This is a genomic window from Marinobacter sp. 1_MG-2023 (assembly GCF_030549045.1).
GTDB lineage: Bacteria > Pseudomonadota > Gammaproteobacteria > Pseudomonadales > Oleiphilaceae > Marinobacter.
In genome coordinates this window covers 230,164-247,274 of sequence record NZ_JAUOST010000004.1, presented here as the reverse complement: position 1 = coordinate 247,274, position 17,111 = coordinate 230,164, and the positions used below count along the sequence as shown (strand labels likewise).

13 protein-coding genes are annotated in these 17,111 nt (G+C 43.8%); 5 read left to right on the top strand and 8 right to left on the bottom strand.

Annotation, left to right across the window (positions count from 1 at the left end; genetic code table 11):
* Positions 1-26: 26 nt before the first annotated feature.
* The 3 genes from Q4606_RS12475 to Q4606_RS12465 all read left to right on the top strand — a co-directional run bounded on the left by Q4606_RS12475 (position 27) and on the right by Q4606_RS12465 (position 3,046).
* Positions 27-1,154: a glycosyltransferase gene (locus Q4606_RS12475; protein WP_303607717.1), complete on the top strand. Its 1,128-nt coding sequence runs from the start codon at positions 27-29 to the stop codon at positions 1,152-1,154.
* Between the two features lie 67 nt (positions 1,155-1,221).
* Positions 1,222-1,950, top strand: coding sequence for a GDSL-type esterase/lipase family protein (locus Q4606_RS12470; RefSeq protein WP_303607716.1), 729 nt, complete (start codon positions 1,222-1,224; stop codon positions 1,948-1,950).
* On the top strand, positions 1,931-3,046 hold the full coding sequence (locus Q4606_RS12465; protein WP_303607715.1) for an acyltransferase: 1,116 nt from the start codon (positions 1,931-1,933) through the stop codon (positions 3,044-3,046). Before Q4606_RS12470 ends, Q4606_RS12465 begins: the two co-directional genes overlap by 20 nt.
* A gap of 50 nt (positions 3,047-3,096) precedes the next feature.
* On the opposite strand, the gene Q4606_RS12460 is transcribed toward Q4606_RS12465, so the two are convergent.
* Both Q4606_RS12460 and Q4606_RS12455 read right to left on the bottom strand, forming a co-directional pair.
* Positions 3,097-4,152: an acyltransferase family protein gene (locus Q4606_RS12460; protein WP_303607714.1), complete on the bottom strand. Its 1,056-nt coding sequence runs from the start codon at positions 4,150-4,152 to the stop codon at positions 3,097-3,099.
* A gap of 34 nt (positions 4,153-4,186) precedes the next feature.
* On the bottom strand, positions 4,187-5,527 hold the full coding sequence (locus Q4606_RS12455) for a putative O-glycosylation ligase, exosortase A system-associated (protein WP_303607713.1): 1,341 nt from the start codon (positions 5,525-5,527) through the stop codon (positions 4,187-4,189).
* An 879-nt stretch (positions 5,528-6,406) separates the two neighbouring features.
* On the opposite strand from Q4606_RS12455, the gene Q4606_RS12450 reads away from it, so the two are divergent.
* A complete protein-coding gene (locus tag Q4606_RS12450) occupies positions 6,407-7,546 on the top strand; it encodes a hypothetical protein (RefSeq protein ID WP_303607712.1) in 1,140 nt (379 codons plus the stop codon).
* A gap of 17 nt (positions 7,547-7,563) precedes the next feature.
* On the opposite strand, the gene Q4606_RS12445 is transcribed toward Q4606_RS12450, so the two are convergent.
* Genes Q4606_RS12445 through Q4606_RS12425 form a run of 5 tightly spaced genes read right to left on the bottom strand, consistent with a single transcriptional unit; the run spans position 7,564 to position 14,803 of the window.
* Positions 7,564-8,544: a glycosyltransferase family 2 protein gene (locus Q4606_RS12445; protein WP_303607711.1), complete on the bottom strand. Its 981-nt coding sequence runs from the start codon at positions 8,542-8,544 to the stop codon at positions 7,564-7,566.
* Positions 8,541-9,911, bottom strand: a complete 1,371-nt coding sequence (locus Q4606_RS12440; RefSeq protein WP_303607710.1) for a hypothetical protein — start codon at positions 9,909-9,911, stop codon at positions 8,541-8,543. Before Q4606_RS12440 ends, Q4606_RS12445 begins: the two co-directional genes overlap by 4 nt.
* A complete protein-coding gene (locus Q4606_RS12435; protein ID WP_303607709.1) occupies positions 9,886-11,619 on the bottom strand; it encodes a hypothetical protein in 1,734 nt (577 codons plus the stop codon). The genes Q4606_RS12440 and Q4606_RS12435 overlap by 26 nt, the downstream gene beginning before the upstream one ends.
* A complete protein-coding gene (locus Q4606_RS12430; RefSeq protein ID WP_303607708.1) occupies positions 11,613-12,215 on the bottom strand; it encodes a DapH/DapD/GlmU-related protein in 603 nt (200 codons plus the stop codon). The genes Q4606_RS12435 and Q4606_RS12430 overlap by 7 nt, the downstream gene beginning before the upstream one ends.
* 2 nt (positions 12,216-12,217) lie before the next feature.
* The gene (locus tag Q4606_RS12425) at positions 12,218-14,803 is read right to left on the bottom strand and encodes a hypothetical protein (RefSeq protein WP_303607707.1); all 2,586 of its coding nucleotides are present in this window, start codon (positions 14,801-14,803) and stop codon (positions 12,218-12,220) included.
* A 514-nt stretch (positions 14,804-15,317) separates the two neighbouring features.
* Between Q4606_RS12425 and Q4606_RS12420 the strand changes: the two genes are divergently transcribed.
* Positions 15,318-16,127, top strand: a complete 810-nt coding sequence (locus tag Q4606_RS12420) for a THxN family PEP-CTERM protein (protein ID WP_303607706.1) — start codon at positions 15,318-15,320, stop codon at positions 16,125-16,127.
* A 52-nt stretch (positions 16,128-16,179) separates the two neighbouring features.
* Here Q4606_RS12420 and Q4606_RS12415 read toward each other — a convergent pair whose 3' ends face one another.
* Complete coding sequence (locus tag Q4606_RS12415; RefSeq protein WP_303607705.1) at positions 16,180-17,019, bottom strand: PEP-CTERM/exosortase system-associated acyltransferase; 840 nt, start codon at positions 17,017-17,019, stop codon at positions 16,180-16,182.
* Positions 17,020-17,111: the final 92 nt, after the last annotated feature.

Genomic DNA, 17,111 nt, shown 5'->3' with positions numbered 1-17,111 from the left:
CACTGAGTTAGATTGAAAGGAATCTCATGAAAATTGCAATCTTCAGGACGGACTCCTCCACACAAGATCCAGCTTCATATAACTCTCAGGAAATGGGTTTAGCAAAGGGGTTTAAAAATCTCGGACACATTGTAGATATAATCATGGCGTCGTCATCTGACCGATACAATGAACAAGTTGTAGAGGGAAGCAAGGGCGCTATAAGGGTGCTTGAGCTTCCCTTTCGCTTGATCCCAGTGCTAAACGAACCCGTTTATCTAAAAGTTGGCAGGCTTCTGAGTAGAGAACAATACGACTACGTCCAAATAAACGAAGAAGGAAATTTTTCGTCTTACCTTATAGCTCGAGTTTGCCGAAAACATGGATTGAATTTCGGTATATATCAAGGAATGTATCGTGTCTTATCGGGACGGCGATGGACTCTCTACGAAGCTTTTCACCACAGGTTTTTTCGACCAATGCTGAGAAAGCATTCAGTAGGTGCGTTTTGCAAGACCAGTGAGGCTAGGAGGTTCTTGGATTCAAAGGGCTATGAAAATACTCATGTAGTGCCGGTAGGGCTGGATTTTTCTAAATTTGATAATGGTAAGAATCAGGATTGGAGAGCCCGCCTAAACATCGGAGCAAGTGAACAGCTTATTTTGTACGTGGGTAGGCTTGAGCAACGAAGGAACCCTTTGTTTATTGCCGAACTGGCGAGTAGCGCAAGAGGTGACCAGCATTTTGTAATTGTGGGTGAGGGGCCCTCCAGGGTTGATGTTGAAGTAGTCCAAAAGGAACGTAGCCTTAACAACCTTCACCTGATTGGTCTGCTGAGCCAGCAAGAGTTACCTTCTCTTTATGAGCAGGCTGACGTACTGATTTTGCCAAGCGACTATGAAATCTATGGAATGGTAGTGGCTGAGTCCCTCTTTTTCGGTACGCCGGTGCTAAGTACTAGAACTGCCGGACCGGTAGACATTATTGAGAAAGAGATTCAGGGGTGCCTTATGTCGAATATGGATGTGGAAAATTGGCTTACAACCCTAACGAATTACAGGGCATTTTTTCGTGATAGAGATAATGTTGCTGAGCGAATATCTTATGCAAAAAGTCGATTTGATTGGACGGAAATCGCCCGAGAATACCTTGTGCTCATATCCGATGCACAGTGATGTTACGAAGTTATTCAGTGAAAGGGCTGTGTTAAGCATACAATATTATTACTTTGAGAGGTGATGAGTGCTAACTGGAGCATTTAAGTTCAATGTTCTGATTCTCTCGCTTATATTGGCCACGCTAGGATATCTTACGTATCTAGTTTTCGAAGGCCGGACTGACCGAGATGGAAAGGTTACATATTTTCTCAAAAATACTGAGATAATCCAGCTTCGGCGGCTTGTTGACCTTCCTGACACTGCCATTCCGTTCTATGGAGACAGTCTTGTACACGGACTTGCTGTAAGTCGTGCAAATTTCTCATTAGAGAATTTCGGGATCGGCCACGATCATTCAAGCAACCTCTTGCATAGAGTTCGAGAGGGTGTCAACCATACACGGCTTTCAGAGTACGCCGTTGCTATAGGTATAAATGATATTAGCAACGGAGTGGCTGTTGGTAAGCTTTATCATAATATAGTAGCAATTGTTGAATCGCTTGCATTTTCCGATGCTATTTACTTACATACTGTTTTGCCTGTGGCAAACACTCGTGCCTCAGCTTCAGTAATTAACGAAAAAGTACGCAAAATCAATGATCTTCTATCCGGATTGTCTGTTCGTCATAAAAATGTAGTTATTGTTAATACTTACAAAGCGCTTGCGCCGACTGGCTTTCTTCCTGAAAATCTCCATATTGGTGATGGTTTACACCTAAATTCTTCGGCAAATCGTAAATGGATAGGCTTGCTTTCGGATGTACTAAGTGATCGACAACGTAAGGGTTGGGTTGATGGCAACAGAAAAAATTAACCTAGTGCAATTGACATGGTTGCGCGGGTTGGCGGCTTTCTGGGTGGTTTGTTCACATGTTAATCGGGCTGCAGAGGTTAAATATACACCACATGATGTGCCATCTCACAATATACTCCTTTCGGTTTTTGACTTAGGTACATTAGGCGTTGCTCTTTTTTTTACGCTCAGTGGTGTTACCCTTTTTTTAAGTAACCGGAAGATTTCAATAGAGTCACCCTTTCAATTCTATATTAAACGCTTTTTTAGGATTTGGCCTGCATACTTTATAGCGCTAGTAATCTACATTTTTGCAGGATTTATATTTAGAGAATGGTATGTTAGCGATCCCAATCTTTGGGTTGCCAAACAATTTACGGCCGATTACACCGGTTTAGATGTTGTTCAGTATTCACTTCTTACCTTCAATTTTACGGGGCCGAGTGGTTTGTTTAATAACGCTTTTTGGAGCTTGCCTGTTGAGTTTCAATATTATCTAATGTTTCCTATTCTTATTCTGATGCTGGGTCATATAGGAATTGCGGGGCCACTAATATTTGGTGCCTTTGTTTATTTAATATATAGATCTGGACTTGTTAATTTGCACAGTAACCTTGTATTTATTTTCGCTTTTACATTCTGTTCTGGGGTTTGTATTGGTTCAGCCTATAAAGAACTAGACTTTCGGATTAGCCTTGCGACTTTCTCAGTTACTAGTCTATCGATTCTGATTTTAAATGTTCTTATGGTGAATGGGATTGTCTCTCTTGAAGCATATATTATAATTCCAAGTGAGTGGGTATTTTTTGGAATTTCGGCTGTGGCGTTAGTGTTTTTGGCAACTTTTACCGAAATAAAATTACCTTTAACGTTAGAAAAATTTTTAGTGCGCTATGGAGAAATCTCTTATAGTACTTACCTTTATCATAATCTCGTCATCGGATTTCTTGTGATCGGAATGGGATTTTTTAATATTAATGATCCAAAACTAAAGTTAGCATACCTTTTCTTCACAACTTTGTTTATCACTTATTTCTTTTCGTTAATCTCATATCGATTTGTGGAGCAGCCATTTATAAAGCTAGGAAAAGTTGTCTCTAATAATTTGTTTTCATAGGTTTAGACTTAAATTTAAAAATGTGTTCTAACACCATTTTTGGATCAAAGTTATCTTCCGCCGTTTATTCGGCTGTATAAGATTGGTGCAATCCGTTTTAACGAATACCCTGCTACGACAGAAATAAGTATAGATAGGGGTAATGTTAAATAAAATAACAAGGAATCAGATACAAGAAGGCTCGCTATATTAATGCTGAAGGTGCTGATCGGTTTTATGTGATAAAGGAAGATAAAAAAGGAAAACGACGAAAGCCAGGTTAAAGTTTGGTTATCTCGAAGAGATTTTGATGCTATATAAAGTGTCGGTAATCCTAAAAGGATTATGGTCTTATAGAGAATGAGCGTAGCAGTGCCACCTCCATGAACTCCGTACCAGACCGAGAAATGTGGAGCTAAAATAACACGTAATATTGAAAGCGAAATAAATACTGGAATGATAACGCGTTTATGATTATCAATATTTATAAGTAGGTTTTCAAATGATGTTAGATTCTTTGCGAAAAAACAGCCTATAGAGAAAAAAAACAGTACCTCTATATTGACGAAATACCAACCGCTTAATTTTGGAAATACCTGGAATTCAACTAGCCATGACAGAAAAATAAGGATGAGGGTGTAGATAGGAAACCGGGTTATTAATATGTGAAGAATTGGGCAGAGTAATAGTACAATAATAATTAGGTCTCGAAGGAACCAAAATTGAATCGAGTTTGGATGAAGAAAATGATAGCCAAATAGGGAGAGCGAAGTTGAAATAGCTCTATATTTATAAAATTCTAATGCTAGATCATGGAAGAAAACAATAGAAACTGCTATTAAATAAGGGATAATGAGTGACCAAAAACGCTTAGTTAGTTGTAGCCAATAGTTCCCAAGTTTTGAAAAGTTTAGAAAATAAAAAAAACCAGCAGCAAAGCCAAAAAATGGAACTGCTACTCGAGCTAATGAGTTGGTAATCCATTCCTGGAGGTAATAGTTAAGATCTAAGCCCGTGCTTATGTCAATGTAGTGTTTGGAATTGTAATGAATTGCTACAACTAAAACTATGGCAATTAAATTCGCAGTCTTTAAGGTATCGCTAATTTGTTTTGTTAATCTAGCCACAGTAAGAAGCGCCCGAATAAGTATTAAAGTAGAGTTATTTAGGTGGTTTGGTTCTCGACAAGCTTTTTCTTCCGCGCGATGATGAAGGTGCCTCGCTTGAGGCCGCTGTAACATTCTGAAGCGCCGATGATATACCTATAAAATAAAATATCCATGGTGCGTAAGCTACTCCTATGAACATGCCGCAGACACAATAAATTATAATTATTTGATGGAGGACGGTTGCCAGATTTCGCAACGAACTTTCGCAATTTTCATCCCGGCTTAGTTTCCAGTTTAGATACCATGACCGGTAGATAAGCAGCATATAAACTAAAAGACCAATATATCCTTGTTCCCCTAATACTTCGAAAAATACATTGTGAAATGCTTTTGGTGTTGTTTCCTTTATTTCAATGTTCGTTGAATTCGGCAGGTATTGGTTAAGTTGACCAGTATTTGCTCTAAAGGAGTCAAACCCTCCTCCGGTAATAGGGCGATCTTTTACATAGTCAATCGTCCATTTCCAAACCAGGATGCGGCCTAATGCAGACGAATCTTCAGTCGCATTCTCAAGGGTTTGCATTCGTGACAAGTAATCGTCGGACACGAATACAAGAATACAAGCTGCAGCTACTACAGATCCAACCGCGATCTTTAATTTATGTCGGCTAGAGAGAAAGAAAAGAAAAAATAGAATAAATAATCCAATTAATCCCGTTCTGGCATACGTTCCAAGTATTGTCAATAAGCAACATGCGATCAGAAAAATGCATATATGCTTTAGAAAGCGGATCTTATTCCTAAACAACGAATGATTTCTGATATATATAAGAAGTGGGATCGTGAATACAGCTATCATAGACAGTGTACTAGTTTCAACAATTTCACTATCACCTAATCTAGTTGGAACTAGAGGCATACCGTAACCACCTTGTCCTAATGCAGTTCGGACACCACCAATAACTACGTAATAGGATACTCCTACGACCATTGCGCAAACCACAATTTCCATCTTTAATCGAGTATTTATTATAAATGGAATCACAATGGTCATTGCTATCGTTTTTATAACATAGTCATATTTAAACCAGGCCGGGCCCGGAAATTGAGCTATTGATGTGGTATAAGTTATCCAGAAAACAAAGAAAATAAGTAAAATTGTTATACCAATTTTTTTTGGTAAAACTAATTTTTTAATATTTATTAGGATTGAAAATGCTAGAATTGAAGTGAGAAGTAGTGATAAGGATGCGTTTGCCAAAAAACCGTAACTAAGATTTTGAGGCTTGAGTATATCAATGAAAATGACTGTATAAAGAGCCAGGTAAGGCGACCGCAGACCCAATAATGCGCATATGCCTATGGTGAAAATCCATAATATATCACTTAACATTGTTTTCTTTTTCTTCAATTACTGCATAGATAGAGAAGGAAATTGCTAAGTAGCAAACTAAAATTTTTGCGAGGATTGTTAGCATGTTAGCGTCCTAAATATAGATTTCTAATCATAGCCTAGGAGCGTTGTCAGTTCAATTGGCGATCGTCTTTGGCGTAGGTGAAGCTCAAATTTCGCGCCTGCGGGGTGTTTTTTGACTTCTAATTTACGGTTCATTCGCGTCTTAAGCCGCTTGGTTACTTGGCATATTTTCGTTAGGCTGAAATTCTTAGCCATCTTTTATTCATTATTTTACGAAGATTGGTTTCGCATCAAGGAGATTCCATTGATCTCCATCTCCATCATTGTAGTGGTCCAGTATAGTGGTTTAACGTTCCGTGGATTAATATAGTTGAGTAAGTCTGCCACACATAAACGATGTGTTGGTTTACCAGAAAGCAAAGATTTCATTCTTCTAAACCCAAACGGTGAATGTCCAATTTAGCGTTAGCGTGGGACACAAGATACCAAATTGGCGGTGTGCCTCCGGATCGGAGAGGTCACTATTCGACGAAGCGTTAACCAATTAGTCGATGAGAATCTTAAGGTAGTCCCGGGATTCTCGATCGGAAGTTTAGGACAAAAGGGTTTGGCGTGCTCGGATGATCGAGTTGCAGCTAAAGGAGATAGAGAGCCCAATTTGGAGAATAGGTTAATATGTCTGAATTTTCAGGGAGTTGGCGATTGAACGAATATTAGTTTCAACTCCCTAATTCGTTTCATTACAATAGTCTAACGAAATTAACATGCCGTTATCTTTCTGTTGTAATAAATCACTCTAAATGCTTTAGTTTCGTACTATGCTTGGTACTATAAAATTTAATTGGGGGGAATTCCATGCTAGTAGTTACTCTTTTCGAAAGAAAACTAGCTATACTGATGATTTATTTAGCATTTACGCCATTTTCATTAGCTAGCGAAACTATATTTTCCGAAAATTTTAATGATTTGCCGGACTGGACTTCGGACGAAATATACAAGTCTAAGAACCAACTGGACAATCTTTCTGTCCCGGGCGACTGGTACGCTGGTACATCTCGTCCAATTTGGTCCCCCGCAACTAGTCATGAGGATAGGCACGCAGTTGGTGAAATTCTTGCTAAAAACGCTGAAATGGCAAGAGGGGGAACGGGGAAATCACATGTCAACTGGAGGGAGTCATATAACCCGGGGTGGAGTCAATTCAATTCGGATAGTGTTTTGTTGAAGTATTTCCCTAACGGGTATGATGAATTATATGTTGAGTTTTGGATAACCTTTTCAAATGAAATGGTTCGTACCTATTATGAAGAGCAGTTGGGTCAGTCTAAGATTTTCCGTATATACCACTTCAATGGTGATGAATCAGCAATATTCGATTATTTTGGTGATGAAAACAAACCGAGCTTTAATTGGGATGTTTCTGGTGGAGCGTCTACTGGATATGGATTAAGAAATTTTCAAGCATATCTAGCTCGAGGTGATAATGATATTGCAGATTATATTAAAGGATTGCCCTCGAAAATTCTTAAAACGGGTGACGTTTCGCTTTCCTATACTACTGCCTCTTTAAATGGCCAAGCTGTTAATGGGGGTACGTCGCTTCTTTCGAATTTTAAAGATGGTGGAGTAATTGGAGGAGGGCCAGTTTCATTGGATCAAGTTTTTGGAACAGAAGAACAGTGGGTTAAAGTAGCATTTTACGTCAAAATGAACAGTGCGCCTGGTGCGGCTGATGGGGAGTTGATGCAGTGGATAGATAACAAACGAATTTTGCATGCCACCTCGATTCCTTGGGTTAGAGAAGGGTTCGACATGGTGAAATGGAATACCATCGGAATCGGAGGTAATGACTATTTTCAGGCGTATCACAACGATCTCCGTTATGAGGAATGGTACGCAATTGATGACGTCCTGGTATTGGACGGGATTCCTGAAGAGCTTTTGGGGCATAAATCAAATGCGCCTAACCCACCAGAGGGTGTTTTATTGCACTGAGAGATTTATTCTTAAATTTATTTTTTATATTTTTTTCTGTTTACTATTATTTTTAAAATTCCTAAGCTTCGCCCTGTCAGGTATATAAAATCTAGGTAGTATATTTTGCATATATCATTTAATCCCATAACGAATTGTTTAGCGCGAAATATTCGCTTGCAAGATAGCACGGCGGGAATGAGAAGCCAGGATAGTATAGAATAGATAATTATGGTTGAACTTTCGCCTAGAAAAAGTAGAGCTGTAATGAAGGTAGGCAATGTTAAGAAGGTTAGTGCTGCTATAAATATGGGATCTTTTATGGATTGAATAGTGTTTTTCGAGTAATATTCTGCATGCCAAATTTGGCGCTTGATAAATTGCATGGAGGTTTTGGCATTGCCAAGATGAGTGACTGTCAGTGAATTGTTGAAAATGATAGTTGCACCCTGAAATGTCAGGCAGTTATGTAGCTCGGTATCTTCGCCAGAAGATACTCGCTCATTAAAACCATTTATGCTGAAAAAGAGTTTTTTTGGTATGAGTGTGCTTGCGCCAATTAAATGCTTCGGCAAGTTCGGTCGGCCTTTGTACTCCAGCAGCCAAAATTTTTCAATCCATGTTGCGTTCGTGGGGAGCCTGATACCACCCCCATACGCACAGTTCGGCTTTTCTTTAATTAACTGCTCGGCCCTATTTAGCCAGTCTTTGTCCAAAAGGCAATCAGCGTCAATGAAAACAAGGATCTCACCAAGGGCCATAGTCGCACCGTAATTCCGTACAGCCCCAACATTTCCCTCCGGGAGCTCAAGTACCTTTACCTGGCCGGTGTTAAGAGCAATTTCACGAGTCCGGTCTTGAGATCCGTTGTCGACAACGATAACCTCATACCCATTGCTGTCGTAGTTGGACTCCAGAATAGACTTAAGGCATGAGCCGATGTGTTCTTCTTCGTTATAGGCCGGTATCACTATTGAAAAATAGGGCGAAGAGGTCTCTGTTTTCGTTAGTTCATTCATGTTTCTTTAATCACCGAGCGGAATTTCCCATTACGACCACGTGGAATTTTTTGTACATGCTCAACAGTAACGCGAAAGTCGTCTCCAAGTCTTTGTTTGCAGTTGGAAACAAGGATGCTTTCATTAAAGACAGCCATTGAATCTTTCACTAGCCTGATGGTGGCAGAGCCAGGCTGTTTTTGAACAACCTGCGCCTCCTGAATGCCATCAACACCTTTAAAAATATGGTCAATACGTCCTATTAGTCGCCCATCGCTGGTTTCAATGTAATCGTCGACCCTCCCGTTGACAGATTTCAGCCCCGGTGTGCCGGTGGTTGGTAAGGTTGGATCTGATAAGGTTGCCGTGTCGCCAAGGTTGTACCTGAGCAATGGCATTTGTTTGTTGGCCAAAGTGGTCGCAAGTAATCTGCCCGTATCGACGGAATCGGCACCTGCTTCAACCTCTGTAATGCCTATTATCGGGTTCGGCTTATAGATTCCTGTCTCGTCCTGGCCTGCAAATATCACGTATTCGGCGGTTCCGTAGTAGTCAAAAATCCTGCAGCCGAACACGGATTCAATTTTTTGCCGCTGCCATTGAAGGAGCGTCTCGGAGTTGGTAATGATTGCCTTTGCTTGAAAGCCTGGCGTTGAACTGGATCTTTGATAATGGGTCGCAAGATCATAGATTGCTGATGGATAGCCGATAAGTTCTTGAGGCTGAAACCTGTCCAGCTCCTTCTTATAGTGGGGAAACGTATGTTCGTTAATGTGGTAGCTGGAAAAAAGTCTCTGGTTTTCCGCCCGGTTAAAGCGCGAAAAAGGTGGATTCATGTCGTCAGCGGGTTTGAGCATTCTTCCTGCGAAGGTGGCTCGTTTAGCGCCAAAGGGAATACCATGAGCTTCTTCATGATCCACCAGTAACGCCATAGCCAGTTTGTAAGTGCGTTCATCAACATCGAGTGCCAGCGGTGTACCAGTGCTGCCGCTTGTATGCTGAACCATAAAAGGTTTTATCGGCTCTTTTGGTCGAAAATTATGACTCTGTTCCAGTATCGTCTGCTTGTTCAGGACGGGTATTTTTTGCAGGTCTTCTATCGCGGTAATGTCGTTTGAGCGTACCCCGTACTCGGCGAAGAGTTTCTGATAGTAGGGGACCTGGCTTGCGCAATAGGTCACCATCTGGTGCAGACGCTCGTCCTGAAATGCTTTTGTTTCTGGTGTGCTGAATCCCTTGATGTCTTCAAGCTCTTTGCGCAGCTCATGATATAAGCCTTTGTATCGCTTTTGATAAAGCTTGTATCCATAAGCGGATATCAGCAGATTTTGAAGCAGAGTGGGGCTGCGGAAGTAAATTTTTTCAGCGATTTTCATCGTGAATTGCATCCCCATTTTCCGTATTTTTTCTGCTCGCGGTTAGATAGTAATCTACGGTTTTAATCTTGCAGACCATATCCATTGTAGATCCGGCATCTATGCCATTTTTTTGATTCGAAGCTATTGTCTTTATCATCCGTTCTTTAGACCAGATGTCGGATTTTAGCGAATCTGTAGTGGTTTTGAAAAAATTTCCAGTATAAAGATGTTCGTAGTTAAACCATCCAAGGTTAGGGCGATTTCTCTTTAACTTGAAGAATGTCTTTTCAAAAACTATTCGTAGAACTCTTGATAGCTCTTGAATGACTATGGGGCGCTTCGCTTTTGCCAAAGTAGCGGCCATGGGGAATTCTAATAGGTCAGCATTTAGCTCAGAAATTACGCTTTGGGTTAATCTGTTTTGGATCCGTTGTTTGAAAGGAGTATTGTAGGCCAGTTTTAGTAGATCCGGATGGCTAAGAGGCGAGTAGTAACCCTGAAACGGTTTAGCCATACTCGGCTGCTTCATCATGTACTGGCGGCTTACATGGTCATAGTTGAACTTCTCGATTGCAAAGGAAAAGTCGTCAGTCGTTTCCAAGTAATTATCGAGTGTGCCATGGAGACTTTTAGTTATGCTTGTAGCCGTTTTACTAAATAGTCGCTGACCCTTTTCGCTGGTAAACCAGAACTGCTCGGGTGCCGTCATACTTTTCTTAATGTCGTTAATTATCTTTTCTTTTGAAACTATTTTCGGACTAATCAGGTGTAACGAATTAAAAGTTTTCTGGAAGCGGCTTCCAACGGTGGGGAAGCCATTGTGGCCTCCTAACCGTGCACCTATAACCCCACTGGTGATGGGTAGGAAAAACTTGTCCGATATAAGTTTGCTGGACAGGTGCCATATTGGCCAAAGGCAGTGGCCATGAAGTGCAAGCATTTCATCGAGCAAATCTGTATTTATTACCATCCCTTTGACATCTTTAAAATAATGATCCGTCCGCAAAGTACCTGATAGTTTTTTTGCAATGGTGCTTTCGCGACTGGAGATATCCCCATGGGTATAGGCAGCCGTTATCGGTGAGTGTCGCGGAGCTAAAAGCGTTCTGGAATCCCACCCTGCTGACATCATCAAAGCCATGGGCTTATAGGTTTGCATGATGCTGCTCAGCATTTCAGCAAATTTTTTCCCATTCTCAGGCAGCGTTTCCCCGTTTGGTATGCGCGTAGTCTCATCGGACAACTGTGTTGTAATATCCAGGGTGTCTGCACTTACCTCCATTTTTTGGTTAGGAAGTGTCTGCCGAATGCGTTTTAAAAAGGTGGTTTCCCTCAATGTATAGCCAAATGCAAGGTAGCAGTGAATGGCATCCCAGTCCGGCTGATCATTGGTTTCGATCAGGTTGTCCAGGCGGTTGGATAGCTTGATTGTAGAATCACTAACGCGGTAGTAGACAGGTTCCGCGCCGGCCAGATCTGTCCTTACAATCACTTTTTGGTTGGCGACCGAGTAGGTTACAGATGTACCGTTGACCGGGGAGTTGAAGTTAACAGTTTCGCTGTCCTTTCTTTCACCAAAGAACAGTTTGAAGTCTCCGGATTCCCCGAGTTGGTGACGGATATAGAAAGGGTTGGCACCCTCCACCTGAAGTAAAGCCAGAGAACGAGGGCCCGTTGATTCAGAGCGTTTATGATCACTAGTTCCAATGGTCACCAGAAATGAGTTTGGCTTCAACATTTGTTACTTTCCTTAGTTCTTGAGCTGATTCTGGCAGCTGGGTTTCCGCCCCAAATAACCCCGAATTCCGCTATGGGCCGAGTCAATACAGATCCCGCAGCAACTATAGATTTGTCACTAACATCGGCCATTACTATGGCGCAGTTTCCAATCCAGCAATCCTCGCCAATTTTAACTTTCGTATATTTGCCTCCCTGTTGCTGAATGGGCGTTTGGGAGTCGCTAAAGTTATGCTGCTCGTTACCGCTCAGTATGTGCACACCACTACCCAGGAGTGTGTTCTCTCCAATGGTACATTTTCCAATATTGCATTGAGGGCCGATGTACACCCCTTTGTGGATAGACGTATCGCGGTGGGAAAAGACGGTCAGAAATCCTACGAGAATGTCGTCTGAGGTTTCCGGGCAGGCGAGCCGGTAAAATGCCGCCCGAAGGTAAATTCCGGTTTTCCCTGGAATCAGACTGAGTAATTGAGAGAAGGTCTGGAATGTACCGTCCGGGTTGCCCAGCAAACTGAGAAGCAGGTACAGGCCATAGAATGGCACGGCCAGTAAAAGAAAGAGGTTTTTGATGGTTCTTTTTAATGTATGGCGCATGTTCAGTGTCGGTCCAGTCGCGTGTTTAACCAGCTCTTTTCGCGGGAGGGCCGAAATGTAACCAGGGCCCGAAGTGCCCGCCCGCCAATGCGTGAGAAGAGTAGTCTCCATGTGAGAACCGGAGGCGTCCAATGGTGTTGTGCCGGCGCAGCAGGATTATTCGTTGAGTCGCTTGAAGAGGCTGCTAATTGAGGGCCGTAATTCTGCATCAGAATGATGAGTATTCTGGAAAAATGACGCTCTTTGCTGTGTTTAAGTGTTTCAGTATGCTCCTGCAACCACTTCTGGCCCTGTTTCCGATACTGCTCGGCGTTTTCGTGGTCGAGTTCAGAGGCCTGGAACATAAGCATGGCTTTTCGTACGTCCTGGGCTACCCAGGTGTCATTCGGAAATTCAAGCTGACTCTTGTCCTCCATAAACGGGCGCTCATTGCTAAGCATCCAATGGGTGTAACGTAGCACCGATTCTTTAGTGTAGTCGTATTGCTCGTCGTAACTACCGATCTGAAGTTTTAAATAGAGATAGCGAAAAAGAGCCGCAAGGAGTACGAGATAAGACCACCTGTTTTCAACATCGAGCAAATCCCGGTTTTCTATCACATCCAGAGGGTGGATTGTTTTCCGGATAACTGCTTCGGCCTGTTGAAGCCATGATTCCTTCTCATCGAGAATCCAGGCATCCAGGAGGGTATTGAGGTAATTGCCGGTACCGCGATTGAAGCCATATCTATGGGTTGATACGGTTTCACCACGAATAATCTTTTTCAAGGCGGGAACTTCGCGTTTCTTCAAGGCAAGCATCTGTTCAAGAAAGCCGCCTTGGCCTTCATGAAGTGCTGTCATCCAACGAGCAAGCTCAAACACGGCCTGGCGGGACTTTTCATTCCCTGTGAGGTAATGATGGTAGAGGAGGCCCGTTGAATAACAATGCTCTTCAGCTGGGCCACCGCCGGTTTGTCCGGGGGTTGAGCTGGAATCGTTGAACCTCGAAAACGTTCGATGTGTTGCGGTATAGGCATCAAGGTAGTGGTCTGTATGCCAGAAAAGCCCGTTGTTGTATTCGCTTCTGTCTTCTTCAGTATGGTAGATATCTATATCTGTCACGTGCCGTGCCAGATCATCCATCAAGCGAAACCAGCGCTTATCGCCGGTGAGGGCAAATTGCCTTGCGAAACCATACAGTGGGTCGTACTGGTTATTGTAGTGAGATATGAAGGGTAGCTCGCCTTCAGCTTGGTAAAGAGATTCATGGTCCGCGAAAATATCGCCAAAATTTCGCCAGCCAAATTCGTCAATAACCTCTCTTTTCGCGAAAAAGTTAGAGTCGCCGTCTAGCCCTTCCGCTATGAGTTCATCAATTACCCCCGGATGAACATTGGCTTTGAACCAGGGGAAAACGTCTGCCTGCTCATAGCATTCGGGAGTAAGCACAGGTACAAGCGGTGCATAGGCAGTTGCAGGGATGCTATTACTGGCATTGTGATCCATCAGGAAGTGCAGAGTTTTCTGTTCTCCACCCTGTAACTCATAGGCATTCTTTGCATCTTTCGGGAACAGCCCGATTGTTAGCGTGTTTTCTTCTTTGCGGATACTCGTTGGAAAATTCTGCCAGAAGTCTGGTATAGCCAATGCCAGATGCCCGCCATCATAATCAATGCTAACCAGTGGATCAGCACGTTTGCCTTCATGTACCAGACTGTCGGGGCTTGATAGCCTGTATCCACAGAATTGAGTGCTCACTTCACCATTGCGGTTTATATGGTTGCGGCTTTGCCAGTTCCTGCCTCCGCTGGAATCCTGGTAGAGGTTGAACTCCGGCAGATGAAATACGTCAGAGGTTTTATCGGTCGCCTGGGGAGTTACCTGGGCCAGAATCTCAGCTGACAGCGTTGTTTCGACGGCAAGTTCCTGAAAGTACACTGAACCCGCATCTCCCAGGTCCCACAAACCGCCGGAATGTCGCGCACGTTTGGGGTTATGGGTTGTGAGTTCTACCTGAATGAGACCGGTTTCCAGGAAAATACGAAGTTCACAATCGAATTGTGCCAACAGGTCGTTATTCTGCGTTTGCCATTGGCCTTTTATACGGGCGGTGACGAAGACGGGGCCTTTCTTTGCAATTTCCCACGTGGAATCTGCTTTTGCAGAGCAGGGTGCGCCCGTTTCATCACGCAGAGTTACTTTCGAGTAAAAACTTTCACTACCGGTACTATTGAAGCGCCACGCTAGGGTGTCGGGCTTTAAATAGACGGAGCCAACGGGTGTTTGTACCACAAGGCCGTCAAGCGTCTGATTAAAATAGGGTTCTGGGTCAGGGGAGGAGGGTAGCTCTGTTTTGGCAAGGTTTAACTCTTTTGCACTGCCGGCATCCAGGCTGATCAAAAAACTGGCATGAACCCACCGGATGCTGCCGTCTGGCCAGTGAGCCAGAGGTTCAAGCTGAGCACAGACAGGTTGCTGGTCGTCCATAAGTGAAAGCTGGTGAGGCGTTTGTATGGCCCCCTTGGGCAGAGGAATACCAAGCCCTACTGGTTCAGAAACGCGTTTGATGCCGTTTTTTGCTTCTAATCGGATGGATATTTTTTCCATAGCTCTTCCTACTGCCTAACTCCCTGTTTGCTGCCTAGGATAGTTCGCCTCCGCAGTAACATAAAGCGACATTTTTTAGAGTCTCCAATTTAGGGAGCTGACAATTTTCAGGTAACTGTCTTAACAGAGATAGGAGCTTTGAGATAAGCCCAATCGTTACCCTTGGGGCGTCAGCATAATTTACGCCCGCTGGGCTTAATCAGCCGTTAAAGTAAGTTATTAATCCTGGAATGAGTAATGAACAGTATTTTAGTTCGTTTTCGTTCTGACGTGCCCTTTTGAATGCACCACTAAAAAGAACATGCCGCTCAAGGCGGGGTATATACATTTCTTTAACGTCGAAGATGTTTACACTTTTACCTACGTATCCGTTAATTTTCGATTTAACATTATTTTACGTTGTTGATAGGTAACCATTTTAACCACGTGGCATGGATGATGCTGTTTACTCCTCAGCGTTGATCGACTGATCTGAGTTTCAGCTGTCAGCGTCCACCTTCAAGGAGAGAACACAATGAACAAATCCTTAAAAAGAACGCTTTTATCATCCCTAGTCATACCTTTTGCATTAGGTGCGCAGTCAGCCAGCGCTGCTTTGGTTACCGATTGGGGCTTTAACGTCGAAAGTGTGTTCGATAACATTTCTGACACTGGCGGAACCGGCTCTGTTTCCGGCGAAGGCACTAATCTTCTCTCGTGGGGCGTTGGGGCGGGACCTCAATCATCTGTCGGGATTTCGAGCGCCAGTGCGCCAAGCGGTTTAATCACTGATGGAGGTTACGTAAATGGTGGGGTATTCACCCATACCAATAACGTTCTTCCCGCTGCGGGCACAGCGTTGAGCAGCTTTGACTTGATTTCTACCCTCACATTGACTCCATTCAGCCCCGCAGCTCCTTCGCTTCCAGCGGCCGATACGACGTTTGCGAGCTTCTTCACAGAAACACCTAATGGTGGAGCATGTGTCGAGCCAATCGGCGCTCCCTGTGCTGACATTTTCACCATTGCGGACGTGAGCGGTGCTGATCTCCTTTTGGATGGCAGCTATGAATTCAAATCCGAGTTCGATTATAGCGGCTACACCTACTCGTTGTTTCTGAACCTGGCTAACCTGACGGCCTTGGGTAACGATAGCTGCGCAGCAGCGGGTGCTCCAAACGGCTGTGTGGGGCTTGTGACGGCAGAGAATGCTGTTACCAACTTCCAGACTAAGTTCCGCATTACAGCCGTAGAGATGGTACCTGAGCCAGGCACTTTGGCTCTGCTGGGTATGGGTCTCGCTGGCCTTGGTCTGTCACGTAGAAGAAAAGCAGCAAAGGCATAATGTAAAAAAGCCCCGCTAAGAGGCGGGGCTTTTTTAATGATGCAGGATGAAATTACGCAACCTGTCTGGCGTTTAGCTTGTAGTCGGTGTCAGGTTTTGGCGGCAAATACCGTCCACCGTCAGTAACCAGAGACCACACATCCGGCCGGCGATTCCTCATGCCTTCAATCAGCGATGCGGCTTCGGTGAAGGCCGGACGGCGGCTGCCGTGATATTCCATTACGGGCCCCACGTGATCGAACTCCACACCAAACCGCTTTAACAGGCGCAGCTGTGCAGGTTCCATGACGGCCATCCAGTGGGTTATGCCGTGTTTGACCGACATCTGGAGAATTGCGCAAAAAAGCCCGAGGCTGATATAGGGCATGGCGCGTTTGCCATTTTCCGAATCGCTGTAGTATGCGGGCGCACTGATGCCGGAGACTGATTTCTCCTCCGTGAGTCGCCGACGAAACTCCCGGCTGACCGCCATTCGTGATATTTCTGCGATCTGTTGGCGGGGCGCCTCTGCAAGTGCTTCCTGTGCGGCCTGGTCCATACGGTGAAAACAGGGGCCTTCCATGGGAAAATCGGCCTGTTCGGGATTTTCGCCGGCCATAACGAGGCGAACGGCAGCAACGCTGTCGCCTGTCATTTTGTGACGAATCAGAGCGTGTGTAGATCGGGGATCATAATCATCATGTTCGCGTTTATCCGCGAAGCAATTTGGGTCCTCGAATGGGCGGTCGATGCAATAAACCTGGTAGCGCAGCTCGAAAACTTCGTTAATAGTCTCTGGTGACGTCGCCAGTTGGACGTTGAACACCGAGTTAAAAATGCTACTGACATCGGTCTGGGGCAGGTTGTTGTTAGTTATTTCTGCTTTAAGTTGATGAGTAAACCCTGAGTTCATTTTAAAATCCTCATTCTTTCCCGGTCCATGGGCTTTTATGCCGAAAAAGTAGTGCCGTTTTAAAATAGACAGGCGGCTTGCTACGGGTGTGT